The 24,307-nt window shown below is 59.7% G+C and carries 24 protein-coding genes; 16 read left to right on the top strand and 8 right to left on the bottom strand.

Annotation, left to right across the window (positions count from 1 at the left end):
• The first annotated feature begins 373 nt into the window (after positions 1-373).
• The 6 genes from D769_RS31835 to D769_RS14565 all read left to right on the top strand — a co-directional run bounded on the left by D769_RS31835 (position 374) and on the right by D769_RS14565 (position 4,813).
• Entirely contained in the window at positions 374-574 is a 201-nt protein-coding gene (locus D769_RS31835) for a hypothetical protein (protein WP_152414997.1), read from the top strand.
• Positions 575-775: 201 nt separating this feature from the next.
• Positions 776-1,471, top strand: coding sequence for a response regulator transcription factor (locus D769_RS14585; RefSeq protein ID WP_008646240.1), 696 nt, complete (start codon positions 776-778; stop codon positions 1,469-1,471).
• Positions 1,468-3,390 carry a 7TM diverse intracellular signaling domain-containing protein gene (locus D769_RS14580; RefSeq protein ID WP_008646239.1) on the top strand — a complete coding sequence of 641 codons (1,923 nt, stop codon included), beginning with the start codon at positions 1,468-1,470 and terminating at the stop codon, positions 3,388-3,390. The genes D769_RS14585 and D769_RS14580 overlap by 4 nt, the downstream gene beginning before the upstream one ends.
• 179 nt (positions 3,391-3,569) lie before the next feature.
• The gene (locus D769_RS14575; RefSeq protein ID WP_035883998.1) at positions 3,570-3,887 is read left to right on the top strand and encodes a high-potential iron-sulfur protein; all 318 of its coding nucleotides are present in this window, start codon (positions 3,570-3,572) and stop codon (positions 3,885-3,887) included.
• Positions 3,884-4,279 (top strand): hypothetical protein, encoded by a 396-nt coding sequence (locus D769_RS14570; RefSeq protein ID WP_152414996.1) that lies wholly within the window; start codon positions 3,884-3,886, stop codon positions 4,277-4,279. The genes D769_RS14575 and D769_RS14570 overlap by 4 nt, the downstream gene beginning before the upstream one ends.
• A gap of 159 nt (positions 4,280-4,438) precedes the next feature.
• Positions 4,439-4,813, top strand: a complete 375-nt coding sequence (locus tag D769_RS14565; protein WP_035884001.1) for an NUDIX hydrolase — start codon at positions 4,439-4,441, stop codon at positions 4,811-4,813.
• Between the two features lie 357 nt (positions 4,814-5,170).
• Here the strand turns inward: D769_RS14565 and D769_RS14560 are convergent, their stop codons facing one another.
• Entirely contained in the window at positions 5,171-5,374 is a 204-nt protein-coding gene (locus tag D769_RS14560) for a cold-shock protein (RefSeq protein WP_008646235.1), read from the bottom strand.
• Between the two features lie 1,586 nt (positions 5,375-6,960).
• Between D769_RS14560 and D769_RS32685 the strand changes: the two genes are divergently transcribed.
• The 4 genes from D769_RS32685 to infA all read left to right on the top strand — a co-directional run bounded on the left by D769_RS32685 (position 6,961) and on the right by infA (position 8,756).
• On the top strand, positions 6,961-7,245 hold the full coding sequence (locus D769_RS32685) for a hypothetical protein (RefSeq protein ID WP_008646233.1): 285 nt from the start codon (positions 6,961-6,963) through the stop codon (positions 7,243-7,245).
• A gap of 131 nt (positions 7,246-7,376) precedes the next feature.
• Complete coding sequence (locus tag D769_RS14545) at positions 7,377-7,808, top strand: hypothetical protein (RefSeq protein ID WP_008646231.1); 432 nt, start codon at positions 7,377-7,379, stop codon at positions 7,806-7,808.
• 248 nt (positions 7,809-8,056) lie between these two features.
• On the top strand, positions 8,057-8,518 hold the full coding sequence (locus D769_RS32680; RefSeq protein ID WP_234707063.1) for a hypothetical protein: 462 nt from the start codon (positions 8,057-8,059) through the stop codon (positions 8,516-8,518).
• A gap of 16 nt (positions 8,519-8,534) precedes the next feature.
• Positions 8,535-8,756, top strand: a complete 222-nt coding sequence (gene infA, locus D769_RS14540) for a translation initiation factor IF-1 (protein WP_008646230.1) — start codon at positions 8,535-8,537, stop codon at positions 8,754-8,756.
• A gap of 122 nt (positions 8,757-8,878) precedes the next feature.
• On the opposite strand, the gene D769_RS31065 is transcribed toward infA, so the two are convergent.
• Entirely contained in the window at positions 8,879-9,226 is a 348-nt protein-coding gene (locus tag D769_RS31065; protein ID WP_008646229.1) for a DUF2188 domain-containing protein, read from the bottom strand.
• 71 nt (positions 9,227-9,297) lie between these two features.
• Between D769_RS31065 and D769_RS14530 the strand changes: the two genes are divergently transcribed.
• Positions 9,298-10,029, top strand: a complete 732-nt coding sequence (locus D769_RS14530) for a serine protease (protein ID WP_008646228.1) — start codon at positions 9,298-9,300, stop codon at positions 10,027-10,029.
• 129 nt (positions 10,030-10,158) lie between these two features.
• Here D769_RS14530 and D769_RS14525 read toward each other — a convergent pair whose 3' ends face one another.
• The 4 genes from D769_RS14525 to D769_RS14510 all read right to left on the bottom strand — a co-directional run bounded on the left by D769_RS14525 (position 10,159) and on the right by D769_RS14510 (position 12,169).
• On the bottom strand, positions 10,159-10,683 hold the full coding sequence (locus D769_RS14525) for a hypothetical protein (RefSeq protein WP_241227871.1): 525 nt from the start codon (positions 10,681-10,683) through the stop codon (positions 10,159-10,161).
• Positions 10,684-10,832: 149 nt separating this feature from the next.
• On the bottom strand, positions 10,833-11,018 hold the full coding sequence (locus D769_RS14520) for a hypothetical protein (protein ID WP_234707066.1): 186 nt from the start codon (positions 11,016-11,018) through the stop codon (positions 10,833-10,835).
• A gap of 310 nt (positions 11,019-11,328) precedes the next feature.
• Positions 11,329-11,565, bottom strand: coding sequence for a hypothetical protein (locus tag D769_RS14515; RefSeq protein WP_008646224.1), 237 nt, complete (start codon positions 11,563-11,565; stop codon positions 11,329-11,331).
• Positions 11,566-11,650: 85 nt separating this feature from the next.
• A complete protein-coding gene (locus tag D769_RS14510) occupies positions 11,651-12,169 on the bottom strand; it encodes a hypothetical protein (protein ID WP_008646223.1) in 519 nt (172 codons plus the stop codon).
• 851 nt (positions 12,170-13,020) lie between these two features.
• On the opposite strand from D769_RS14510, the gene D769_RS14505 reads away from it, so the two are divergent.
• The 3 genes from D769_RS14505 to D769_RS14495 all read left to right on the top strand — a co-directional run bounded on the left by D769_RS14505 (position 13,021) and on the right by D769_RS14495 (position 17,662).
• A complete protein-coding gene (locus D769_RS14505; protein WP_008646222.1) occupies positions 13,021-13,467 on the top strand; it encodes a hypothetical protein in 447 nt (148 codons plus the stop codon).
• Positions 13,468-13,640: 173 nt separating this feature from the next.
• Entirely contained in the window at positions 13,641-14,303 is a 663-nt protein-coding gene (locus D769_RS14500; protein ID WP_035884006.1) for a response regulator transcription factor, read from the top strand.
• Positions 14,303-17,662: a hybrid sensor histidine kinase/response regulator gene (locus tag D769_RS14495; RefSeq protein WP_008646220.1), complete on the top strand. Its 3,360-nt coding sequence runs from the start codon at positions 14,303-14,305 to the stop codon at positions 17,660-17,662. The genes D769_RS14500 and D769_RS14495 overlap by 1 nt, the downstream gene beginning before the upstream one ends.
• A gap of 101 nt (positions 17,663-17,763) precedes the next feature.
• Here the strand turns inward: D769_RS14495 and D769_RS14490 are convergent, their stop codons facing one another.
• Positions 17,764-18,573, bottom strand: coding sequence for an EAL domain-containing protein (locus D769_RS14490; protein WP_081596801.1), 810 nt, complete (start codon positions 18,571-18,573; stop codon positions 17,764-17,766).
• An 804-nt stretch (positions 18,574-19,377) separates the two neighbouring features.
• Between D769_RS14490 and D769_RS14485 the strand changes: the two genes are divergently transcribed.
• Positions 19,378-20,148, top strand: a complete 771-nt coding sequence (locus D769_RS14485; RefSeq protein WP_008646217.1) for a fimbria/pilus periplasmic chaperone — start codon at positions 19,378-19,380, stop codon at positions 20,146-20,148.
• Positions 20,149-20,253: 105 nt separating this feature from the next.
• Here the strand turns inward: D769_RS14485 and D769_RS14480 are convergent, their stop codons facing one another.
• On the bottom strand, positions 20,254-20,682 hold the full coding sequence (locus D769_RS14480; RefSeq protein ID WP_008646216.1) for a PaaI family thioesterase: 429 nt from the start codon (positions 20,680-20,682) through the stop codon (positions 20,254-20,256).
• A 772-nt stretch (positions 20,683-21,454) separates the two neighbouring features.
• Here D769_RS14480 and D769_RS14475 point away from each other — a divergent pair.
• Complete coding sequence (locus tag D769_RS14475; RefSeq protein ID WP_241227870.1) at positions 21,455-24,274, top strand: autotransporter outer membrane beta-barrel domain-containing protein; 2,820 nt, start codon at positions 21,455-21,457, stop codon at positions 24,272-24,274.
• Positions 24,275-24,307 lie beyond the last annotated feature (33 nt).

Raw genomic sequence — 24,307 nt, 5'->3', positions numbered from 1 at the left:
CGGCCGCCAGCCCGGCCACGGCCCTTGCGCGGCGGGCCAGCCGGCTGTGGGATGGGCAACCGCCCTTGCCCTGTCCGTGGGCAAGTTCACTGGCGACCTGCCAAAGACCGAGGCGTCGATTGAAAACAATGCGATGGGTACGATTCATGAGTACTTCCGTGATCTGAAGCGGCGACGTGGCCGGCAGGCACCGAGGACCGTGGGAGTCGTGCGTTGCCTGGTGGTATCGGGAGGGCGCTATACCGCGCGCCGGTGCCAATGGCGTCTTTCCGTCCGCCCGCCGCGCGGACATGGAAGTTGTCCCGATTCGACTTGCTGCGCTGTGTCGGTGGCAGGCTGGCGGCCGCAACGCTTGATGATTCGCTTCAGATTCATGACGACTTCCCCGGAGCCGGTGGCCAAGTCGATGAACGACTCGATGACCGACTTGATGACCGACTTGATGACCAATGGCATCCACGCCGTGTGCGTGACCCGGCGTGGTGCGGTGTTTGGAATAGGAATGCGTGACCTGGCAGCCGCGGGATGCTCGGCCTGCCACCCGTGCCCTGACCGTGTCTTGGACGTGCCTTGAGGCAGGAGGCAATTAGATAAGTGACGGCAACGCCTGCCTATCACTGCAAACTGGTATTTCGCCGCGATGCGCCAGCAGGGCGACGGCACCACCGCGAATCCCGGCGACATACCCCACTAAATACTGGTTTCAAGGGATGGCCCGGTGTGGTCGGCGCGCCGCATAATGCGCGCTGATCCGTTTCTCTGGGAGCCCGGGCCGATGCCCTTGCGCATGCTTGCCGCCGATCTGACCTTGCCTGCGCCGGCGCTGCTGGTGGAGGACGACCCGTTGGTCGCTCGCCGGCTGGAGAACCTGCTGCAACAACTCGGCTATGCGCCAGACGCGCTTGTACTGGCCGCCTCGCTGGCCGAAGCGCGCGCCCGCGTGGCGGACCAGCCCGTGGCACTGGCACTGGTGGATCTGGGCCTGCCCGACGGCAGCGGCATCGACCTGATCGCCGAGTTGCGCGCGGCCGACCCAGGACTGGGCATTCTGGTGATTTCTGCCTGGAGCACCCAGGATGCGATCCTGGCCGCGCTGCGTGCCGGGGCCACCGGCTACGTGGTCAAGGAGCGCGACGATCTGGAAGTTGCAATGGCCCTGCGCAGCGTGCTGCGCGGCGGCGCGCCCATCGACCCGTTCATCGCCCGGCGCATCATTGAGGAACTGCATCCCGGCCCGAGCGATTCGGCCAACGCGCAGACGCCCGAACCATCGGCCGAACGCCTGAGCCCGCGCGAACACCAGATCCTGCGACTGGTGGCGGACGGGCTGGGCAACCGCGAGATCGCCGAGCACCTGTTCCTGTCGCGCTACACCGTGGAATGCCACATCAAGCATATCTATCGCAAGCTCGCCGTCTCGTCGCGCACCAGGGCGATCAACGCGGCGCGCTCGCGTGGCTTGCTGGGATGAAGGGCTGGCTCGCCTGCCTCGCGCACCTCGTGCTGTGGCTGGTTGCGGCGTCGGCCTGGGCGCAGACACCAACGGCCCAATGCTCGGTGCGCATCCTCACCGTCAGCACGGCCGAAGCGGGCCCGCAAGGCGCACGCCCCGATCCCTCGCAATGGCGCACGGTCACGTTGCCCGACGACTGGAGCCGCCGTCAGCCCGGCTTCGGCGGTAGCGTCTGGTATCGCCTCGACTGGCAGCGCGAATGCCCGGGCACACAGCGCGAACCGGTCGCGCTGGTACTGCAATCGGTGGTGATGGCGGGCGAAGCCTTCATCAACGACGAGCTACTGTGGCGGGACGCGCAGCTCACCGAGCCGCTGTCGCGGAGCTGGAACCTGCCGCGCCATTGGCGCCTGCCCGAAGCCTGGATACATGACGGCGTGAACACGCTCTGGGTGCGCGTGGTGGGTGTGGCCGGGCAGTCCCTGGGGCTGGGGCCGGTTTTCCTTGGTGATCCGCTGGCGATGCAGCAGCGCTATGACGAACTCTGGTGGCGCTATCGCACGCTGTTCATGATCAACATCATCGTGTCGGGCGTGATGGCGGCACTGTTCTTCTGCATCTGGGTGGTGCGGCGCGAACAGACCGCTTATGGCTGGTACGCGCTCATGTACCTGTTCTGGGTACTGTTCATCGCCAACGTGCTGGTGACCACCCCCTGGCCGTGGCACAGCACGCTGACGGTGGCGCGCTTCAACACCATGGCGCTGCTGTTGTCGATCGCCTGCTTCTGCGTGTTCACCTGGCGCTTTGGCGGGCAGCATCTGCCGCGCATCGAACGGGCACTGTGGTGGGTCACCGGCATACTGCTGGCCGCCCAGGTGGTGGTGCCGGATGCGTATGTAGGTCACGCGCAGTTGGTGGGCGTCATGGTTGCCGCCGCGATCTTCTACGTCAATGATTTGCAGTTTCTGGTCCATGCGCTGCGCACACGCCAGCGGGAGCACGCGCTGCTGGCAGGCTGCCTGCTGATCCTGCTGGCCGCCAGCGTGCACGACCTCCTGCTGTTGCTGGCCGTTCTCCCCGGGTCGTTCCCAATCTCGCCTTACACCAGCATTGTGGTCACCCTATGCCTGTCCGGCATCCTGGGGCTGCGCCACGCGCACAACGTGCGTCGTATCGAGCAATTCAATCAGGAACTGGCCGACGGCATCACCAACGCCCGCGCCGAACTGGCCACGACCCTGGCGCGCGAGCACGCGCTGACGCTGGGCAACACCCGTCTGCAAGAACGCCTGCAGATCGCGCACGACCTGCATGACGGCGTGGGCGGATCGCTGGTGCACATGATGGCTCTGGTCGAACAGAGCGAGGCACCGCTGCAGCGCCAGCACGTGCTTTCCATGCTCAAACTGATCCGCGATGACCTGCGCCAGACCATCGACAGCAGCGCCAGTGTCGGCGTCGAGGTACCGGCGACGCCACTGGAGTGGATCGCGCCTCTGCGCTACCGCTTTACGGAGTTGTTCGACGAACTGGGCATCGCCATCGACTGGCAGTGCCCCGCCCAGTGGCGGACACCGCCCACCGCCCTGCAGTGCCTGGCACTGATCCGCCTGCTGGAAGAATCACTGACCAACGTCGTCAAGCACAGCCGCGCGCGGCGCGTGCGCGTCTGCCTGGAACTCCCCGATGCCAATCGGCTGTTGCTGAGCATCGACGACGATGGCGTCGGCTTCGACGTCGCGGCAGTGCAGCAAGCCGGCATGAGCGTGGGGATGCGCAGCATGCACCTTCGCATTGCGCGTGTGGGCGGCACGCTGACCGTGAACGCGCAGCCAGGCCACACCATGCTGGTGGCTGAACTGGCACTCAAATCCGTCCAGCCGCCGCAAACGGACGGCGATGCCACTCCCAAGGCACTGCAAACGTCTTCGTAAAGCACGGTACGCTGCCTTCCGCGTCACTACTCGCGCAACGTCGGACAATTACTGACAGCATCCATCGCCCGCGCGACCTATAAGAAGAGTTGAAGATTCATTCGGCAACGCGCTCGCGCTGCCGGCGTCTGGATGCGCGCGCGCATCCTTGTGAATTTCAACCTGGAGGAGGTCTCGCGATGACGAATCGAAGGCGATTTCTATCGAGTATTTCGGGAGTTGTTCTGGCCACCGTGGCCGGGGTTGATGGCAAGGCGGAAGCGCAGACTGCTGCGAAACTGGATGAGAAGGACCCTCAAGCGGTAGCGCTGGGGTACAAGCACGATACAAGCAAGGTCGACAAGGCCAAGTTCGCGAAGCACGACGTCAGCCAGAAGTGCAGCAATTGCCAGCTATACCAGGGCAAGCCAGGCGATGCATGGGGGCCCTGCCCGATCTTCGCCGGCAAGCAGGTCTCCGCAAATGGATGGTGTAACTCGTATGTGAAAAAGGCTTGATCCACGCAATATTGACTTGGCAGATCCGCACGATAAGACACCTCGAACGCCTGCCCCCTCCGACGTCGCCGGGCACCGCGCCTATGCGTACAACGGTCAGCAGCACCCAGTATGACGCCGCCCGGGTCGCCGACTCAGGCCACCTCCTGATAACGGACAGCGCGCTGACGGGCGAGCGTCATGGTGTCTCTTCGAGCGGAGGCACCGCTGCTGACGACATCATCATTTGCGTGAGTGGCGGCTCGATCAGCGTGGCAACGGGCGTCGCCTTCAACGCCGAGGATACGATCTCGCTGATCGTCCTGAAGAACGGCACGACGATCAGCGCCGGAAGCGGCAACCTGCTGAACGTCAGCATGATCAGGCATTTCGAAAATGCCTGCCAGCCATAGAGTCAACGCGTGAAGCGCGGCTGCCCCCCCCGCAAGTACGCATTCAACTACCCTTCGACCGCTTGCGGCACGAAAGCCCCAGCTCAGACTGCCGGCTGCTGCAAAGCGGCAATCTCCCGGTATGATGCCCGCGAGGCGTCGACTTTCTCCACTCGAACCATGAAAACAAAGGTAAGGGCTACCGTAGTTTGCGCACGCGGCGACCGTGTGCTACTGGTCTCAAAGGATGGCAGCAGATGGGCGCTGCCGGGTGGCCGTCCGACCAAGAACGAAACGTTTGCTGACGCAGCAGGCCGGGAGCTTCTGGAGGAGACCACGTTGCTGGCTCGCGGGCTCGGATTCTTGTTTCAAGTCGTTGGCGCAACCACCGTGCACCACGTCTTCGTCGCGAATATTGGAAAATCGGCCGTGCCGAAACCAAGCAAGGAGATCCAGGGCTGCCAATGGTTTTCGCAAGCCGAGTTGGGAGAGATCGTCGTCAGCCCAACGACCCGGCACATCATTGAAAGCATCTGGGCGATGCGCCAGCGTTAGACCTCGGCCGCAGGCCATCTGCCACTAGCCAACATTCGCTGCACGGTACGCAAAATCAAACTGGCGCGAGCGACGGGAATGCCCACGCCGCACGCATCGGCCTACAGGCTGGCAGCTACGCCAGCGATGCGGCCGGACTCGCCAGCGCGCCAGCACCGTCCGAAGTTCGATGGGCCGATTCTGACAGTCGCCAGCCGCTACCAATCACTTTAGCCGGGCCGGTGTCGCCATAGCAGCCTTGCGCAATAGCCTGCTCTTCTGTACCCATCGCGCCGCACCTATTTCGCCGTCACGAAATAGAAGAAGCCCCGCCGGTTTTCTCCCGGCAGGGCTTCTTGCGCAACTTCGAGGGCTACCTTAGATCGGTTCGATCTTGGTCGCCGCGGGGCCCTTCTGGCCTACGCCGGCCACATAGCGCACTTTCTGGCCTTCCTGAAGCGACTTGAATCCATTGCCTTGCACTTCGGAAAAATGGGCAAACAGGTCGTCTCCGCCTGCATCCGGCGTGATGAAGCCAAAACCCTTTGAATCGTTAAACCACTTTACAGTACCGGTTTCCATGTAGAACTTCCTTAAAAATTCTCGCCGTGCCGAAATAGCGGACGAGGCATGACGATCAAGGAGGAAACATGGAGAGAAAGTGGTGCTGCCGAGGTAAACACCTAACGCCTCGAGGTTACGCTTGAAGATCCTGCGATCATACTTATACAGGTACACCGCACCTCGGTCAATGAACATCTCACGACAATCGATACGTATCTTGCAAGCGCGGCGCGAGGCAATGAACGGACCTTCGGCGAAACAACCCCTAGCTTTTCAACGCCGCATACTACAGTCGCATTCCTTCGGTACAAGAGGTCTCCATATACCTCTGCGCAAACTGCCTCACAGTGATGCGTCGCGCCCCCGGTTGCTCTGGTCCAGCATCGACGTACAGTGATCGAACGCGACCGCATCGAAACTCGCACCTCAAGACGGTAGTTCCCAGGACATAGCACTCCTGAATCGCGCCTCACACAACCGCATCATCTCAATCCACGTACGCGGATCAACGCCACACCATCTTGAGTCGGACAGCGTCCAGATTTGAGCGACAGAGTTTCATTGACTACAGCAGGAAAGCCCCGTATAACTAATCGAGCAGGATCTTCAAGCAGCCACGCCACCTGGATTGATTTGCCCGCCTCAACGGGGCCCTCTTCAATGCCGTCTCCTTGATCTTCTCGCTGCGCCGCACTTGTTGGGGCGTAGATTGCGCGAGACAACGACGGAGACGAGTCCATCCCTGATTCGAATCAATGGTGCATCGCCGCCTCGCATCCAGCGCGATGCGAGCGAATTCACGCGCCATCCCGCTCCGGTACGCGCTTGCTTCCTTTCTGTTCCGCCACGCCTCGTCCGGAGTTACTGAACCGGCAGACCGTGGAAAGAGGCCAATCATCTGCGGGAGAAGCCTGTGTTGGCAGTCTACTTTTCCAGTTTCGCATTGCTTGTTCTCTCGCAACTATTTGAGTGGCACCGACGACGAAGCGAGACACCGAGTCGAGCGCTCTACTGGGTCAGCACGTTTAGCTACTCCACATCATTGCTGGTGATGGTATTCGCTGCCGCCACGATCGTCATAGGCAGCTAGGACAGATGCTATTTGAGGAACGTCTACCATGCCGGCACGAATGAGATGGCTGTGCCAAGGATATCGAGGTATGTACATACATGTCGCGGCATTCGAGGAGCCCAGCGAGCCTATTCGAACGTGCGCCCCCGGGCCGAAATGGCGCTACAGGATGGCCATCCGATACACGGCAGACAGGGACGATCGGATATTTTTCGAATCCTTCGACGAAGAGGATGACTACTACACGCGCAGGGCGGCGGAGCAGGCAGCGCTTCACTATGGCAGGTTCGCCGTCGATCTTATTTATGGCATGGCTTGATGAAGCGCCGCGTCTCACCATGAAGAGCGACAAGACTGATTCCATGCGCCGTTCGCAGCGACGCGCGACCGTCAATCGCTAGCCTCCTGCATTCGGATTGAAGGCACGAGACAGTCTGACAAGGCGATGGCGGGCACTCTCAAGCATTGATGCAGCACCTGAACGCCGTCACAGAAAGTGCGTGCCGGACCGTACCACACGTGGAGCGACATAATGGACAACTACCCTACTGCAAACTGCAAGGGCTTTGATATCTACCCGTTGGTCTACAAATTCGACTCGCCTCGCGAATGGCACGAGCGTCGGCCAGACCGCACATACAGCGCATCCGTGGTCATCTGTCGGGAAGGTGAGCCACCGAGCGGAAAGAGCGCGCGCGTGTTTCACGTTCCAGACATGCAATGGGCTGACTTGGGCCTGGCAAAGCGTGCGGCCGTACGACACGGCGAGCACATCATCGATGGCCAGGTCGTAGGTGAGTCGCTAGCTGGCCTCTGATCGAAAACGCTCATTGCGCCGCGCAAAAACAGCGCCATACGTCCTTCCAGAGAAGGCGTCATCGAGCGTGCCCTGACCAAAGGCGCCAGGCTCATCATTCCTACGCCGCATCCTGGACCGCAAAACCTACGATGGCACTCCTCAGAGCAGCACTGCTTGGCATGATGCTGGCAACAGCGTCCTCCGCACATGCAATACGTTGCGAAGGCAGTGGCAAGACGCTTTACACCCAGGAATTGGCGTGCCCAGATGGCTACGGAATCGTTGACGGCTCGCACCAAGGCAGCGTATCGGTGCTTGGAAAGAGCGAGCACGTGCGGGAAAACGAAGCGACCTTCCTCTCTGACCGCATCTTGGAGCGAGAGACGATGCGCAGTCACGAAGCCAGAATCAAGATGGCATCGGGCGTAGATCAATCCCGCGCTGAAGCGTGCGAAGCCTTGGGTTATCAAGCGCGATCTGTTGATGCGGCGATGGAGCAACCGAACGATCCGCACGCACTCAATGCCTTGCGCAAGCTCCAGCGGAACATCCGGGAAGAGCAGCAACGAAACGATTGCTAGTACTGTTGGGCACACAACGCTACGCCCGCCGCAGTGGACATTGCCTGGCAAGCTCGCCTCTGCCCGGCAAGGATTGCATAAAAGTGGTACGATGCGCTGCCGTCGATGATATTCGACGCATGCGCCGCCAGCACGACATCATCACTAGAAGAGCGTCATCGGCCACCCGGGTGTACTCCGGGTCTTCGAGGCAACTACTGCCCGTAACCATATCCGACCGGCGGCACGTCCGCTCCGCAACACAGCGCATGTACACAACGTCGCTGGCTTGCGCAAGTCAGGTCAATGTTGCACCCGTCGCCACCCGCCTCAGCACGCGCATCGACGACGCAACCTATTTCTCCTCAATAGGGCCACCATCAGGATTGGTGGTTACGACGAACCCCGATCGACCTGCTATTGCCTCGCAGCGGCGTCGACTCGAAACCGAGAACAATTTGAATCACGATTCCACGCCCTTCACCGTTTCCGTTTACCCAATTCAGCAAGAACCAGGTATTTGGTTCGCAAGCTACATGATCTCCGAGTATCGGGACGGCGCCGAACGCGTAGTTGCAAACGTTTCGATGCGCCACGCCACCCATGGCTCGGAAGCCAAGGCCAAGCAGGCGGCCCGCAACGCTGGTGACGGCGCTGTTGCCCACATGGACCGCAGTCGTTTGAACGGCGCCCTACGAACCTCCCTACGCTATTCGCGTAACCCCGCCTGACACTACGGAGCAATACATGGCTAAAGAAGAATTGGTGGAATTTGGCGGAAAGGTTTCGGAAGTGCTTCCGGACAACCGCTTTCGCGTCATCCTTGAGAACGGGTTCGAGGTGTGGGCCTATTCCTCGGGTCGCCTCAAGAAGAATCGCATACGTGTTCTCGCAGGGGACCGCGTTACGCTTGAGATGTCGCCATACGACCTTACGAAAGGACGTATCAACTATCGCCACAAGTCTTGATTGCGAGTTGGAGACGGGCTCACCAGGCTGTAGAGCCTCTGTCGATCGTACTGGCTGTCGGGATTAGGCAATAGCGGCGGCGTGGCATACCGGAGCGAACTCCACGTACAACGGCCGCGCCGTCAGGATTTGCGATGGTTCGTCGGATCGAAGGATTTCCGCGCTTTGATCTGGCCATCACGGTCGTGAATAAAGAGTTTGACCCCGTCCTGCTTTGCGGCGTCTGTGGCAGCAGCAATTGCCTCAGCTTCTGTCGGAAACAGAACAGTGGCGCCGTTCGGCCCCTCCACGACCACAATCCAACCTCGGTCGTCATCCGGCATGACGTGGATATTTCGAGAAGCCATGATTGCCCCCAGGTTGATGGCGCTGTAATGACAGTCTCGCGTAGCCAAGTGCGTCTCCGCAATCAGGCGCTGTCCCACGACGGGTAACGCACCTCTGTTGCGCATAGTCAGCTGACCGTCCACGACGTTTCGGGCAATCCAGCGCAAACCAACTATGCTTGTCTTGTTAGCAGACAGGTGAGAATGGTGAAATGATGATCGAACCCATCCTGCTGGTCGCCACGCGCGTTGCGACATTCGATGGGCAGCAGGCACTGACCAATGCCACCGGTTTTTTCTTCGAGCGAGACAATCGCCTGTTTGTTGTGACAAGCCGGCATGTGCTGTTCGATGAGCCAAGCAAGCACTTCCCTGACCGGATCGAGATCGAGTTGCATGTCAATCCGGAGAACATGGCGGAGTCCATCGGCTTCTCCATTCTGCTGTATCGCGACGGCAAGAGTGTTTGGCGCGATGGGCTCGATACCGCCGGTGGGATTGACGTGGGCGTGATCGAACTCGACCGCGCTGCGTTGCCGCCAGAGATGGTCTATCGGGCCTTTACGCCCGCTCACCTGCATAGGCCGCACGACCTCATCGAAGCGGGTACTTCGCTACTGATTGTTGGCTTCCCGCTGGGCTTTCATGACACGCTTCATCATTTGCCCGTGGTGCGACAGGCGGTCATCGCTTCCTCATTCGGCATGCGCTTTAAGGGGAAGGGCTACTTCCTGACCGATGCCCGGACGCATCGCGGCACCAGCGGCGCACCGGTCGTCACGCGCATCCTTAGTACCGATGCGGGTACCCACGCGCTGCCATGGATGCTGCTCGGCATTCATTCGGCGCGCCTGGACGTGAGCTCGCGGGACTTCGAACTAGACGAAGCCCTAGGTCTGAACTCCGCCTGGTACGCCGATATCTTGCTGCCGCTCACGGAGAAATGACTCCCAGGCTCAAACTGGCAGCATCAGCATCATTCGTTGCAGACGGCAGTACTTGCCACAGCAGGGATAGCGCATGGAAAGGCGAATGGCAAAACACCCTGGGATTGCGCGGTGGGACGTTGACGTGTCCTACACGTCGGCCCACGTGAACATGGTGCCAGCGTCGATTATTTGGATAGCATAGGCTCGCGCGACAACCATCGCCTCGCCATCAGAACGGAATATGCCAGGAGCGACAAGGTAGTCCGTTCTTCGATCGAAGATGTTGGCCGGGGAGCTGGAACCATATATCCGAACCTCACCAGTCCACTGCGCTCGCTCTTTGGATGCGGCGGAGACTTCGTAGCCGAAGTCTCCATGCCGATGAATCGGACCCACCCTCGCGTCGACCCAACGCATGCCAGCACTTTCAGCCTTCTGCAATGCCTCTTGCGCTGTTCGATAGGCATCGGGACCAAGATCGATCACATGATCAATTGCCGCATCGGCTTGATGCTCCGTCACAATCAGACGGGGGTTGTACTCGCCACTGGCAAGCAATTGCGGATTGCAGTTGATGATGTGCCGCCTGTAGGTGGTAGCCATTTCAAACTCCCAAGTTAGCGCAAGCCTAGCATGGCGAAAGAACGCCCCATCATCTTTAATCAGACCCATGGTGCACGCCATCCTCGACTACCGCCAGAACGCAGACCCAGCCGATCGTGAAGCCTCAGTCGAAGGCTAGCGAGCCAGGAAACCAGCGGAGCTTGATCGTGCCCAACCTGATTCTCGTCGGGATGAGAACTTGGTAGCGCAGTGTGAGACTAGACCGGATTCTTGTCGATTCGAAGCAATGCTTCGTCCATTGCGTCGATCGCCGCAAGCTCGCGGGTAGGATAGCTGCTTCCATGGCTGCTAAATGTCGTGCGGCCGTCGATGGTATAGGTCCAGCACCAGTCCCCGTATGTCCTCTCGACAACGTCAAACTTCAGGTGTCGATCCTTGTACATCAGACTCTCGAAAATAGTTCTCGCATTCAGATTCAGCATGATCTAGTAACCCTCGATACCCGTGAGGATATCAATCGCAGCCAACTCCGCGTGAGCAGCCCGTTGCGCACCTTAACACGCCTCGTAGAGCGTGCGCGGCCCGGATTGGTAGCAACCGCGGAGCGTTTGCGTGCGATTGCTACACAAGTTATTCCTCTGGTTTCGCGTCACGACCGGGCCTGACGGGACGCAAGCGCGGCGCCAGAAAGACCATGGGTCACCGCAACGTAGCGCACCACCGCGGCTTCGGTAAGAAGCCTTCAGAATCCATTTAGTATTCGTCGACACCCAGGATCTGATCGATGGACGCCCGCGCGGCGAGCTCGCCCACCAAATGTGCCCAGCGGCGCGAGAACGGGGACCCCAACACCTTGAGGCGCGCACCGTAGACGGCATCGCGAGCTTGAATTGGTCCCCTGATCTGGAACCAAGTATCAAACATCCCCTCCGACGTGTTCAGCAAATCAATGCGTATCGCAAAGCCTCTGTACTCTGTCGTGCGTTGCATGATCATCTCCAAGTCGTTTTGACATCCTTCGCAAGGTCGAGCCCGAAATCGAAAGTGACATCGCAGATAATTGGAGGCCAGGCAATCATGCCCACCTGAAGTTCGGCATCAGGTCGTTGTGCTCGTCAATCGCTACACCACCCAGTTCGTGAATCAGCTGCTTCGTGGATTCCTTGAAGTTCGAGTCGCAACTGGAGATCATCAGCAGCTGGTCTGGTGTCATTTGCGCTTTCCGCCGCCGCAGTCCGAGACGGCCAATCCTGGTGCCGACGAATCCGCCGACCCACCAACCGGTCATTGCGCCTAGCGTCACAGCACCAACATACGCAATGGCAGTGGCACTTGTACCGACCGAGACTCCGTATCTAAAAACAGCCAGCGCGGCAATAATCGCGCCGACGAAGATTCCACTGATCGCCAGTTCTTCGCGATACGTGGTCTGACCAACGTCGATGCCTGGCAACCCATCCACTGGCTGATTGTCGCACTGTGCAAACCAGGGCCCCACTATCAGTGCTGATGTATCGGCAAGCTCGCCGAGTCGCGCTTGTACCAATCGCGCCGTGACGACGTCTTTCAGAATGAAATACAGCAACGTACGCATGGTGTTACCTCGCTCAGCATTACCTTTTCTGCCGGCGAGCCGACGGACGACTGTGGAGTGATTTCACCTCAGCGCGGTCCCAGTCGAACAATAGCGTGGCTGCCCCATGCCATTGAGTTGCCACCATGCGTATGAATCCAGGTCTCCATGCCGACCTGATGGTCACGCATAGGGCGCGTGATGGGCACGCTTCAGTCGAGAAGTATTGCAATCGCGGGGCGCCGATCGCATCGATCCTGGCGCACGTCCGATTTTCTTGGATATTGAGGATATTGGCGAGCAGACGTCGCCGCGTGGCATCTTGCATGGAGTTTCCAGGAGATCCCCGTGAGTGACTTTAGGAGTCACCAGTCCTCAGACGTCGTCGAGGGGGAAGCCCGGAAACGAGCGAAGGCGCTCCGAAAACCCATGGTCGTCGGAAACGCTCTAACTAAGAGTATAGGGGGACGTTGTATCCGCTCCTATCGCCCTTACAAAATGGCTCGGCAAGCGTTGTCCCGTGTACTTCCGGTTGGACACAATGCGGTCGGCTTGCGCGCCGGCGAAGTGGTGGCGTTGAAGGGCACGCCATCAATTGACGCAGCAGGTTGCCGCAGGCTCGATTGACGAGCCGCTAATGCGGTCGTCTCAGGACGTTGCTTCTCGGCCGCCTCCTGTGGAACACGAAGTCGGCGCTCACGCGCCGCGATCCACGTCCTAACGAGGTTCGGAATGCCGCCGTACGCCATTGCTGTATGAGCCTGTGCGGGCAATCGTCGCACAGAGTTTCGAAGTCCTTCTATGGAGGCGATAGCGATTAACCAATAGGCTAAAGGTATCGAATAGCTCGCCCCCAGAGAAAAATCTCCGCCATGTCCGCCGTCGCGACAGACAATCAATGCCAGCGAAGTTCCGGCCGCTTTGTGCGCATATGTGAGCAAATCTGCCACTTTACGCTCTGGATCCTGCCGGCCTGCTTCCTGCTGTTCTTCACAGTGCTGTTCCTCATATGGCAGCGCCCGACGCTTGGCTGCTGGTTCGCGCCGGTCGCGATCCTCCTGATGGCGGCCGCGACGGGCGCTTTCATGGTTGCCAGTCTTGTGTGGCGCACAAGGTACATTGATGCGGGACTTCCGGCACCTGCCTCAGCCCCAACGGTTCGTTCCTCGCTTGCGGCTGTGCCGATTCGTTTGGAGCAGATGCGGACACGCACGTGCAGTGGGCAGTGCCGCGGCGCGGGCCAGTTCTCGGTGGCTTGCTTTCATGCGCAATGCGATAGCGCGCCTGATTCCGCTGGAGAACGCGATGGCGGGCCCTGACGAAATATCGACGCCATCTGATAGCTAGACCCATCGCAAAACTCGCCATGCATCGCCAAGTTAATATGCGGTGCCACGTCAACTAGAATAAATCGGTGCGGCTCCTCTGATTCATTGAGCGCGCATCACCAGTGCGTCCAGCACCTTTCTGTCTTTTGAAAAGCGGGGCGAAAATGTCGAGCGCTATACATCACGTGGAAGTCGTCGTCGCAGACGACCATCCCATCATTCTGATGGCGGTTACGAACGCACTGGGCACCCTTGGCTTTCACGTCCGCTCGAAGGTCCGCTCCGGCGCTGAGCTGCTCGACGAATTGGCTCGCGACGGTCCCTGCGGACTGATTGTGACCGACTTCACGATGCAGGGCGACCGCGACGAAGAAGATGGTCTACGCCTTATTGGCCGACTACGACGGCTCTATCCCGACACGCCTGTCGTTGTGTTCACCATGCTTACCAACGGTGGCATCCTAAACCGGCTTTGTAGCCTGGGCGTGGCCGGCATCGTCAGCAAGGAGGAGTCGGAGAGTACGCTAGCGCAGATCTGCCATCGTGCGCTCGGCGCTAACCAGACCTTGCTTTCCCCAAGGATTGCAATGCGCCTCGGGCAGGATGGCGGTACTACGGAGGCGTTCCGCAACACAAACCCGCTCTCTCCCAGTGAACTCGAAGTTGTGCGCCTCTTTTCGCTCGGACTGTCGGTCACCGACATCTCCAGGCGCCTGAATCGCGCAGTCACGACCGTTGCAACGCAGAAGCGCATGGCCATGCGCAAGCTTCATGTCGAAACCAATGCCGACCTGATCCGCTATGCATCTCAACACGGATTCCGTTGATGGAACGCTTGCTCGCGTCATCGCCTTCGTCGCCGCTCAAGACGCTTCGGGAACTTGACGCGAATCTGAAACGCGAGCGCCGGGTGTTCTCGATGGTGATCGGGCTACTCGTTTTCGCGGCGCTGTATGCGGCGGGCTTTACCGCGCTCAGCGTTGGATCAAACGCCCTGCAGCAGCAATGGCAACAACTAAAGCAGGCTGAGAACGAGAGCAATGAACTGCTGTTGCGACGCTATTCCCTGCTGCTAGGCTCCCGCACGTTATTCGGCCTCGGAGAACTGGGCGGGCTTACGCGCGGGACAGCCCGGCCACCGGAAGCGTGTAGTCCGACATTTGAGGGACTTCGTGATACCCCAGAGCTTCGCAGGGTGTGCGACCGTGCGGTGCAGATTTTCGCACCATACGGGATGCAGCTTCCGCTAATGTTCGTGCGTCTCGACGGCAATGCCGGATTCAGCCACCAAATTTACGCTAGGCCGGAGGACGGCAGCTTGCGCGCGGATCCAGGTGCCGCCATGCGGATACTGGTCAGTGCGGCATTCAAGCAAATTACTGCAGATGACGCAAATCGATCGCTTTCCCCAGCGGATGCCGTCCGCGAAGTTCATTGGTTCCGGCCACCCGCTGCGCTCGGCTTCGCTCCGAGTCTGGTGCTTGGCGCGATGCTTGTCCAACGCAACGGGCTGCCTGACGCGCTCATTATCACGGCTGTCGACGTCCGTGAACTCCCGATGCCAACCGTAGAGGACACCGACGCGGCGTTGCCCACTCTGATCGATCCCGCTGGCCAGCCGCTTACAGGTCCGCTCTCGACCGCAACCGTGCTGAACCTGGAAAGACAGCTCGCAATGAAGACGGAAGAACGCTTCCATTACGTCTCAGGCGTCGGCTGGGTGTTGCATCAGAGACCACTCGCTCTTGGCTTCGGGCATTACCTGCTTTCTGTTACATGGCAGCAGTACTTCGCGCTGATCCGCGTGCCACTGCTGGCAATCTTCTTCATGACAGCGGCGCTGATCGCGCTGCTGCTGGCAATGGCGCGCTACTGGAACCACCGCTTCCTCACGCGCACCTACGCACGAGCGCAGCGCGCGCTCGAAGGGGAACTGATCAATCATCTGCTTGTCCATGCGACGCCGGTCGGTCTGTGCGTGGTGCGTCAACGCGATTTTGCGATCGTCGTCGCAAATCAGATTGCCCGCAACGTGCTCGGCCTCGAGGACTTGGCGACGACCCTGCCCGACGCGCTCTGCGCGGCGCTCGCCCCGCGCTTGTCGTCGCCCGCCCTCGCTCCGAGTGCGGATTCACCGCCGATCCACCAGTTCGTGTTCAGCCTGGAAAGCGCTGTCGGTGACAGCATGCACCTTGAGATTACCTACGCACCTGCGAAGCTCGACGGTGAGGACGTGCTCTTCTGTGCAATTAATGATATGTCGGGACACTACGAAGCCGAGCAGTTGCTCCGCGAGGCGAAGCACACAAGCGACGAGGCTGCGCGCGAGAAAGTGCGTTTCTTCGCCTCAATGAGCCATGAGATTCGCACGCCGCTTGCGTCGCTCGCCGGCAATCTCGAACTGGTGGCCCTGGGTACGCTCGCGCCCGAACAGGCAGCGCGTGTACAGGCAATGCAAGCTTCCGCGATGAGCTTGCTGCAGATAGTCAACGACGTTCTAGATTTCTCGAAGATGGATGTCAGCGAACTGCGCCTCAGCGAGGAATGGTCGTCCGTCACCGACTTGCTTGACCGCGCTGTAATCGCACATGCGCCGCTCGCAGTGCGTCAGCGGCTGAGCTTCTACTTGGTGATGGACCGTACGATACCCGCGCAGCTGAGATTTGATCGAGTGCGTCTTGGCCAGATTATTGACAACCTGCTCTCGAACGCGTTCAAGTTCACGCCATCCGGAAAAATTGTCGTCCGCTCATGCTGGACAAACGGCGAGTTGAAGATAAGCGTCGCGGATTCCGGTGTCGGCATCGATGATGACTTGAAACGGCGGCTTTTTCGTCCGTTCACGCAAGGTGATGACCAACGCCTCACGCGCGCCGGCGGCACTGGTCTGGGCCTTTCGATCTGCGCGCGGCTGTGCAATCTGATGCGCGGGAGAATCGAGCTCGACAGTACGTTGGGCGTTGGCACGCGGATCACCGTCACACTGCCACTCCAGGCCTGCGCCACTGGCACGGCTGGGGCCGAATGGACACTGACAGACCAGCGCGTTGCGATTCTGTGCCGTGCGATCGAGAACCAGGAGTGGCTGACCAATCTGTTCGATCCGAAGAAGAATCCTCCCTTGTTGTTGCCCGAGCATGAGCATGCGCAACCACAAGCGCTCGGCGACTACCTGCTTGTGACCGACGAGTACGCTCCCCATGAGGTACTAAAGCTATGGGGTTCTTCAAACAACGTAGTCTGGCTGCGCCAGAATGGGCCGCTCGTGCCTGTCCTGCGCGAAGACGGCAGCGCCGAGGTCTGTCTTTACAGCCTCTCTGGCATTCGAGCGGCCACGCAACTGCTGCGCGCGATGCCAGAAGCCACCACCGATGCGCCGGCCGGTCAGGCAGGCAAAGAACGACCACCGGGTGGCCGCAACTATGGCAGCCTGACCGTGCTCATTGCCGAGGACAATCTTCTCAACCGTGGGCTGTTGCGCGACCAGTTGAGTACGCTGGGCGCAAATGTCGTCGAAGCAGCGGATGGCAATGAAGCGCTCACCAAGCTCGACGCCGGGCATGTTGACATCTTGCTTACGGATATCAACATGCCCGGGATGAGTGGTTACGAGCTGCTGGAGGCGGCACGTAGGCGCATTCCCTCGCTCCCGGTTTACGCGGTGAGCGCGAACGTGCGTCCCGAGGACGTGGCGCAAGGTCGTGAGCAAGGTTTCACCGATTATCTGAGCAAGCCTGTGGCGCTTGCCGGACTCGCGCGTGTGCTTGACGATGTGGCGAACCCGGATCAAGCGCTGAGAAACGAGTCAGTTGTTGCGGACAAAAATGGTGCCGGGATTGTCTCGGCCTCGCAGGCGACGGCAGCGGCCATCGATACCGATCTGCCACGCTTTCCTGCAATGCCTGCGGAGTACGCGAGCATGTTTGTTGAGCAATGCCACCGCGACCTGGCGATGCTTGATAGTGCCGTCAAGTCCCAAAGCAATAAGGCGCTCGAAAGCTGGGCGCACGGTGTCTCGGGTACGCTGTCGGTGTTGGGGCCGTCGATGCTTTATGAAGCGTGCCAGGAGCTGCGGGCAACCATTGCGGATACTGAGAGCTGGAACGACAACATTGAATCGCTAGCGCGCGTGATTGGCGAGGAGCTTGCGGAAATGCTTGAACGGCTGGAGGCGTTGTCAACCTGAGGCGGCCGGGACACGCCAGGGGCAACATGCCCACTACTCAGAAAGCAACGGACAGATCTCGGGCAACTTCGGTGTATTCGCGCCTGGCCGCTCGCGGCGTGTCAGGCCCAAGGGACCGGAGAGCGGATCCGCAGCGGCTTGTGAAGGATCGGCTGAGGCCTTGAGTACAGGAACCCCTGCACGCAAACGTTGCCGTAGGATCTCAGCCACGACGCTTGGCGCGGCGTCTCGACACCTTCGACCACGACGGAAAGCCCGAGGCGCTCCGCCAGACCCAGCATCGACGAGACGACTGCCGTCGCACGCGGCTCGTCAGGCAGTCCGGTGGTGAAGCACTGATCGATCTTGATGCCATCAACGGGCAGGGTGGTCAGGTGCTGGAGCGACATGTATCCGCATCCAAAGTCGTCGAGCACGATGCGTACCCCGAGCTGGCGTAGCTCGACAAGCCGTTTGACGACGAGTTGGCGATTCGTGAACGGCACGGTTTCGGTGATCTCAAGCTGCAGACGCCGTGCGTCGACCCCATACTCGTCCAAACATTCGCGCACTACACGCACGAAGTCGCCGTACGCCAGTTGCACTGCTGAGACGTTCACGGCGATCGACAGTTCGTGCATTGCCGACTTTCGCCACGCACGCAGGATCTGGCACGCCTCCTCAAGCACAAACTCGCCGATAGGCACGATAAGACCGTTCGCCTCAGCGAGTGGAATGAATGCGACAGGCGATAGCACGCCGCGTTCCGGATGGCGCCAGCGCACGAGCGCCTCGACGCCGGTCATGTCCCCTGTTTGCAGTCGGAAAACCGGCTGGTAGTCCACGAATAGTTCGCTTCGCGCAATAGCATCTTGCAGAGCTTGTTCAAGGTGGACATCAACGGCAATGGTATCAACGGGACGGCATGGCATGTGCGGCGTTTGGCAATTGGCGTTCAACGTTTGACTCTGAGAGAGGACGAAGTTCTGGCAAATGCTTCGCGCAGTTCTCCATCGACAGAATAGATTGTGTCTGTCGCAGACAACATAGAACGATGTCTAAAAGCTGGCCACTCAACGGGTACAAAATATCGCGGGGCCTATTTGCCAGTCGGCGCTTTTCGTTGCGACGACCAGCCGCCAGCTGCGGCGATCGTGGGCGCCTTGACCTGACTTGTCGAGGATTGACCGGGGTTTTTGACTATGCACATTTGGCCATGTTGACAAAGGGCTGAGAAGCAAGAGTGGTAGCGCCAGATTAGAAGCCTTTCGATGGAAAGCACCATGACCGCCTCCTAGACTGAACACGTTGAGCAGACAACAGTCATCAACAACATCGAACCCTACACATCTGGTCTTTCATCATGAACTTCCAAGCCCCCCACCGCGCTGATGCTGGCAGCCGGCACAACCGCAATCGCCGCCGCCGACACGATCACATTCAATGGCGCTCTATTGGCAGACACCTGCGCGGTCAATGCCGGCGCTGGCGATAACGTCACCGTGACGCTGCCTGCTGTACAGGCCTCGATCCTGACCACCAATGGTCAGACCGGCGGCGAAACGCCGTGCGACGGATGCGACCGGAGCCGGTTCAGTGGCATTGAACGTCACCAATCAACCCGTCTATCAGTAAGGAGTGCGGCGCCTGCATGGCGCCGAGGCTAAGCGGGAGCAATCCCGGGCCATCAGCACCCTCATCCGAGGACGACATTCCACACCAAATATGGATCCACCATGAATACGATGTACAAACTCCGCCCCCTCCTTGGCGCAAGTCTTCTGGTCTTTGGCCTTATGGCCGGCATGCAGGCACATGCCTCAGTCGTGATCGCGGGAACGCGGGCAATCTATAACGCGCAAGAGCACGAAGCCACCCTCAAGATCAGCAACAAGGGCAAGCAGCCTGCCCTGACCCAGGCCTGGATCGATGCAGGGGACGCCAACGCATCGCCGTCTGCCATCGCGGCCCCTTTCACGGTGACCCCACCCGCGGCTCACATCGACCCTGAAGAATCGCAGACACTGCGTATCCTCTATACCGGCAAGGCATTGCCCAAGGACAAGGAATCAGTATTCTGGCTCAACTTGCTCGAGGTGCCGCCCGCGTCAGAAAAAGGCCAGGCCGACCAGAACTACCTGCAGGTAGCGGTCCGCTCCCGTATTAAATTGTTCTATCGTCCGGAAGGACTGAAAGGCGATGCGCTCCATGCCCCGCAACAGCTGACGTGGCGCCTGGTGCGTGACGGCAAGACGCAGGTCCTCGAAGTCCGCAACCCTACGGCCTATCACGTGTCGCTCGCCAGCGCAGAGGCCCGTGCGGGCGGCAAACATGCCACGTTCGAGGGCAGCGGCATGGTCGCGCCGGGCGAAACCCAGCGACTCCCGCTCAAGGGCGAGATCACTCCGACTGGTGACGCAACGGTTCACTACCGTTCGATCAACGATCGAGGCAGTGTCATCGATGGTGATGCGCCACTGCAAGGCGGCGCCACACCGTTGGCCTGAAATCTGAAGGACGAGCGCATAGCTACGCCATGTTGGCCGCACGCCGGGCATCATGGCGTCACGCGCTACAGCGTGGCGCGCAATCAACGTATAAGGCCGCGACGATTATCCTCTGGGCCAGAGGATCAATTGTGTGTTGCGAAAACTAGCGATCAGGGCGTTGTCGCCACCGCGACGGACCTCTGCATCCCAGACCTGAGTCGTGCGCCCTTTGTGAATGGGACGCGCGGTGCAAATCACAATGCCATCACGGGCCGTTCCAAGCATGTTGCTCTTGAGCTCCACGGTGGTGAACCCACTGGCCCCTGCTGGTAGGCTTCGCACGGTTCCATAGCCGCAGCATGTGTCCGCGAGCGAGACTACCGTTCCCGCATGCAAGTAGCCATTCCAGGCGCCCAAGGCACGACGCACTTCAAGCGTCGCCACTACTTCATCCGGTTCCACTTTGTCAAAGCGCATGCCAAGAAGACCAGGCAAATAGTCAGCACCGGCCGCATTCCACTCTTCCAACGTAACGGGGGGAGTAATGTCCATTAGTTACCTCGATGGTCACAGGGCAATCTCGCATTCTACTGGCCTTCCCGGCCCGTCGGCGCCGCGACAGGAGTCAATCAGGCCGCAGCAACAAACGGACACCCAAACGAGGAATCTACCGGCGGCAATCCCGCTTCGAGCCGTAACCCATGCGCACTCGCTGCTGCCCCCTTTGAGCCACGCCCGTCGTCGGCCGTGTGTGCGTTTGCCGTTTAGCACAGAACGCGCGAGATCAGCCTCATCCATCGCAGAATTATCGGGAGACTTCTATCGTCATCAGTCGATCTCAAGTCTGGAACGCAAAACCACATCACATCCCCAGACCCACAGTGCAATCTTCGTCTCTGACCCAGGATGTAAATTCTTATGGCACCCTCATAAAATTGAGATCACTTCGTCAAAGAGATCGGCTGAGGAAATTAAATTATACGAATAGCCATTATGCTTATCGCTAAATAAGTAATTCGCATCAATCAGTATCTGACCGCGCAATTCATAATACTGGCGATGCAATTCCGGCTTGGCCGGCGGCAAATATTCCAACAACTTATCTTTCGCAAGCGGACGTTATCTATGCAGTAAGTATGATCATCCTTCTTCGTTAGTCGAAATTAACCTATTAACCATCTTTCAACTATTTCTCTAACATCAGTGTTATGAAATTCTAAATTGTCCCTGACGCCCAATCCCCCTAGTTTTCTCTGAGGTAACGCAAAGATCGCTACGGGAGCTGCTCATGTCAAAAAGAAGCATGTCACCACCGTTACTCCGAATGCTCACCGGATTTGTCATCGGGGCAGGTCCGTATGGAATGGTGCAAGCGCAGCCACCGGTGTTGCCCGCGGATCCGAACTCGGAAGGCGGGGGACTGACAGGCCCCAGGGTTGGGCAAGTAACTGGTGCGGTCCCGCCGACGCAAATCGCTTCCGGCACAACGGCGGCAACGAGCGGCAATACCAATCCCGCCTTGTACGCAAATGGCCTGACGGGTGGCGTTGGTAACGGAATTGTGGTCGCCGGAGGGGGTGGCATTACTGCAGAAAACTTGTCCGGAACCGGACTCGGCGTAGCCACCGCCATGAATGGCGGCACGATTGACCTTGGCACAAACTCGGTGGTCAACGCCGTTGGCAGTGGTTCCGCATCCGGGATCATCGGCGCTACGGCCGTTTATGCACGCTACGCCTCCGGGTCCTCGATTTCGACCATTTCGGCACAAGGCCTGAGTGTAAGCGCCTCATCGGACAAGCCTTACGCGATCTACGCGCATACAGATAGCCGGATCACGTTATCTGGACTGACAACGATCAGCACGTCCAGCAACGGTACGCAAGGTTGGGGCCTTGTCTCGAACGCAGCGGGCGTGCTTACTGCGCAGGACGTCAATATCACGATGGGCGGGATTGGTGGAGTGTACGGGGACTACCAGATCGGCATTTCGGCCTATGACAGGGCAAAGACGACCGCGACCGGGAGTGTCACGATTGATGCGACGGGCAACAGCGGCACAATCCTCTTTGCCAGGTATGCCGACGCAGTTGTCAATGTCAATAATATCTCTGGCTCCCTGCGAGGCGTAGGCAGTACTGCCGAGATAGCTGGCGCAAGTGGCGGCGGCTCCGTTATCGTTTCGGGCGCTGCCCAGCTTGCGGTGAACGCAGCAACCACCGCCACCGGCTTGTACACCAACGCTGGTGGCTCGGTTACGTTCTCCGGCAATTCAACGCTGACCGTCAATGGCACAAGCGCAGCAATTGGTCTGAATACCTACGAGGGGGGGTCGCTGGTGCTGGCGAACAGCGCCATGACTGTTGCCAGCGCTGCCGGCGGCAGTACAGGCGTCGCTATCGAATCAGAGGCCGCGGCAGCAGGCACGCCCTCCACGATTACCGTAAGCAACTCGACCATCAGTTCCAATGGTGATGGTGTACGCGTGACGGGCGGCACGCTGAACCTGAACTTGACCAACACGACGCTTAGTAATGCGTCGTCGAATGCTATTCATGTTGGCGATAACGCCGGCCAAGCTGGCACCCTGAACTTTCTCGCCGATGCAGGCAGCCATCTGACGGGCAGTGCTACCACCGTCGCCGGCAGTATCGCGAACCTGACGCTTTCCAACGGAAGCACCTGGACGATAACGGGGGATTCCAACTTAACGAACCTCGCAAACAATGCGAGCCTCATCAGCTTCGCTGCCCCCGCAGTGTCAAGCGGGACGCTTTCCCCCCAATCCGTGACACCAGGCTTCAAGAGCCTGACAGTCAACAACTATGGTGGCGTCGGCGGGACCATCGCACTGAATACGATGTTGGCAGGAGATGGCGCACCGTCAGATAGGCTTGTTATTGATGGCGGTACGGCATCGGGTAGTTCCAAATTGCGTATAGCCAATGCCGGAGGGCAAGGTGCATTGACGACTGCCAACGGGATCACAGTGGTGGACACCGCAAACGGCGGGACCACTGCAGCGGGAGCCTTCGCGCTCGACGGGCGCGTCGTCGCGGGGGCATACGAGTACCAGCTATTCCGTGGCAGTTCCGATGGCTCGAACGCCAACGCCTGGTACTTGCGTTCGGAGGCGACACCCGTGCCACCCGATCCCCCAACGCCGCCCGAGCCACCCAAACCGCTCTATCGACCTGAAATAGCGGCCTACCTCGCAAACCAGCACCTCGTGGGCGAGATGTTCGTCCACAGCCTGCATGACCGCGTGGGCGAGCCTCAGTACGTCGAGGGCCAAGGCTTCAATCCTGACCAGGACAAACCCCGCTCGGGCTGGCTGCGCGCGGTCGGCAACTGGCAGGGCAGCAAGAGCGCCAACGGCATCTTCAAGGCCAGTACCAATTCGTTCCTGCTGCACGGCGGCGCCGAGCTGGCCAAATGGAAGCTCTTCGGCAACGGCACGGACCGGGGCCACCTCGGTCTGATGGGCAGCTATGGCTACGCCAACACGAATGCCACCGCGCAGGGCAACCCGTTCAGCGCCAAGGGCACCGTCGAGGGCTGGAGCGTGGGTGGATACGCCACGTGGTATCAGAACGACGAGAAGAAACTCGGGGCCTACGTCGACACCTGGGTGCAGTACGGCTGGTTCACCAACCACGTCGATGGGCAGTACCTGCCCTCGGTGCGCTACAACGCGCAAGGCTGGGCCGCGTCTGGCGAGACCGGCTATGCGGTGCCGCTGCGCAATGACTGGATCATCGAGCCGCAAGGCCAGTTGATCTATGTCGGCTACAACGAATCCGACATCACCGAACCCACCGGCACCAGCATCACCGGCGCCAGCTCGCACGGCTGGATCACCCGGCTCGGCGCGCGTTTTCATCGTACATTCTTGCGCCCTGACGACCGCAAGATTCAGCCATACCTGACGCTGAACTGGTGGCACACCAGCGTTTCCAGCAGCATCTCGTTCAATGACCTGCCGCTGGGCAGCATGTATCCGAGCAACCGCTACGAGGTGAAGCTCGGTGTGAACGCGGATCTGGGCAAACGCTGGACGGCATGGTCCAACGTGTCAGGCGCCTGGGGCGCGCAGAGCTTCTACCAGTACGCGCTGCGCGTGGGGGTGAAGTATGCATGGTGAGCACAATCGCTCACGCATAGTCACCGTGACGAC

This window comes from Cupriavidus sp. HMR-1 (assembly GCF_000319775.1).
Classification (GTDB): Bacteria; Pseudomonadota; Gammaproteobacteria; order Burkholderiales; family Burkholderiaceae; genus Cupriavidus; species Cupriavidus metallidurans.
This window is presented reverse-complemented; position numbering and strand designations above follow the sequence as displayed.

Bases quoted from the DNA above. Each gene is read 5' to 3' on its own strand.
- D769_RS31835 (WP_152414997.1), top strand. From the start codon at position 374: ATGACGACTTCCCCGGAGCCGGTGGCCAAGTCGATGAACGACTCGATG.
- D769_RS14585 (WP_008646240.1), top strand. From the start codon at position 776: ATGCCCTTGCGCATGCTTGCCGCCGATCTGACCTTGCCTGCGCCGGCG.
- D769_RS14580 (WP_008646239.1), top strand. From the start codon at position 1,468: ATGAAGGGCTGGCTCGCCTGCCTCGCGCACCTCGTGCTGTGGCTGGTT.
- D769_RS14575 (WP_035883998.1), top strand. From the start codon at position 3,570: ATGACGAATCGAAGGCGATTTCTATCGAGTATTTCGGGAGTTGTTCTG.
- D769_RS14565 (WP_035884001.1), top strand. From the start codon at position 4,439: ATGAAAACAAAGGTAAGGGCTACCGTAGTTTGCGCACGCGGCGACCGT.
- D769_RS14560 (WP_008646235.1), bottom strand. From the start codon at position 5,374: ATGGAAACCGGTACTGTAAAGTGGTTTAACGATTCAAAGGGTTTTGGC.
- D769_RS32685 (WP_008646233.1), top strand. From the start codon at position 6,961: ATGGACAACTACCCTACTGCAAACTGCAAGGGCTTTGATATCTACCCG.
- D769_RS14545 (WP_008646231.1), top strand. From the start codon at position 7,377: ATGGCACTCCTCAGAGCAGCACTGCTTGGCATGATGCTGGCAACAGCG.
- D769_RS32680 (WP_234707063.1), top strand. From the start codon at position 8,057: ATGTACACAACGTCGCTGGCTTGCGCAAGTCAGGTCAATGTTGCACCC.
- infA (WP_008646230.1), top strand. From the start codon at position 8,535: ATGGCTAAAGAAGAATTGGTGGAATTTGGCGGAAAGGTTTCGGAAGTG.
- D769_RS14530 (WP_008646228.1), top strand. From the start codon at position 9,298: ATGATCGAACCCATCCTGCTGGTCGCCACGCGCGTTGCGACATTCGAT.
- D769_RS14525 (WP_241227871.1), bottom strand. From the start codon at position 10,683: ATGGGTCTGATTAAAGATGATGGGGCGTTCTTTCGCCATGCTAGGCTT.
- D769_RS14520 (WP_234707066.1), bottom strand. From the start codon at position 11,018: ATGTACAAGGATCGACACCTGAAGTTTGACGTTGTCGAGAGGACATAC.
- D769_RS14515 (WP_008646224.1), bottom strand. From the start codon at position 11,565: ATGCAACGCACGACAGAGTACAGAGGCTTTGCGATACGCATTGATTTG.
- D769_RS14510 (WP_008646223.1), bottom strand. From the start codon at position 12,169: ATGCGTACGTTGCTGTATTTCATTCTGAAAGACGTCGTCACGGCGCGA.
- D769_RS14505 (WP_008646222.1), top strand. From the start codon at position 13,021: ATGTCCGCCGTCGCGACAGACAATCAATGCCAGCGAAGTTCCGGCCGC.
- D769_RS14500 (WP_035884006.1), top strand. From the start codon at position 13,641: ATGTCGAGCGCTATACATCACGTGGAAGTCGTCGTCGCAGACGACCAT.
- D769_RS14495 (WP_008646220.1), top strand. From the start codon at position 14,303: ATGGAACGCTTGCTCGCGTCATCGCCTTCGTCGCCGCTCAAGACGCTT.
- D769_RS14490 (WP_081596801.1), bottom strand. From the start codon at position 18,573: ATGCCATGCCGTCCCGTTGATACCATTGCCGTTGATGTCCACCTTGAA.
- D769_RS14485 (WP_008646217.1), top strand. From the start codon at position 19,378: ATGAATACGATGTACAAACTCCGCCCCCTCCTTGGCGCAAGTCTTCTG.
- D769_RS14480 (WP_008646216.1), bottom strand. From the start codon at position 20,682: ATGGACATTACTCCCCCCGTTACGTTGGAAGAGTGGAATGCGGCCGGT.
- D769_RS14475 (WP_241227870.1), top strand. From the start codon at position 21,455: ATGCTCACCGGATTTGTCATCGGGGCAGGTCCGTATGGAATGGTGCAA.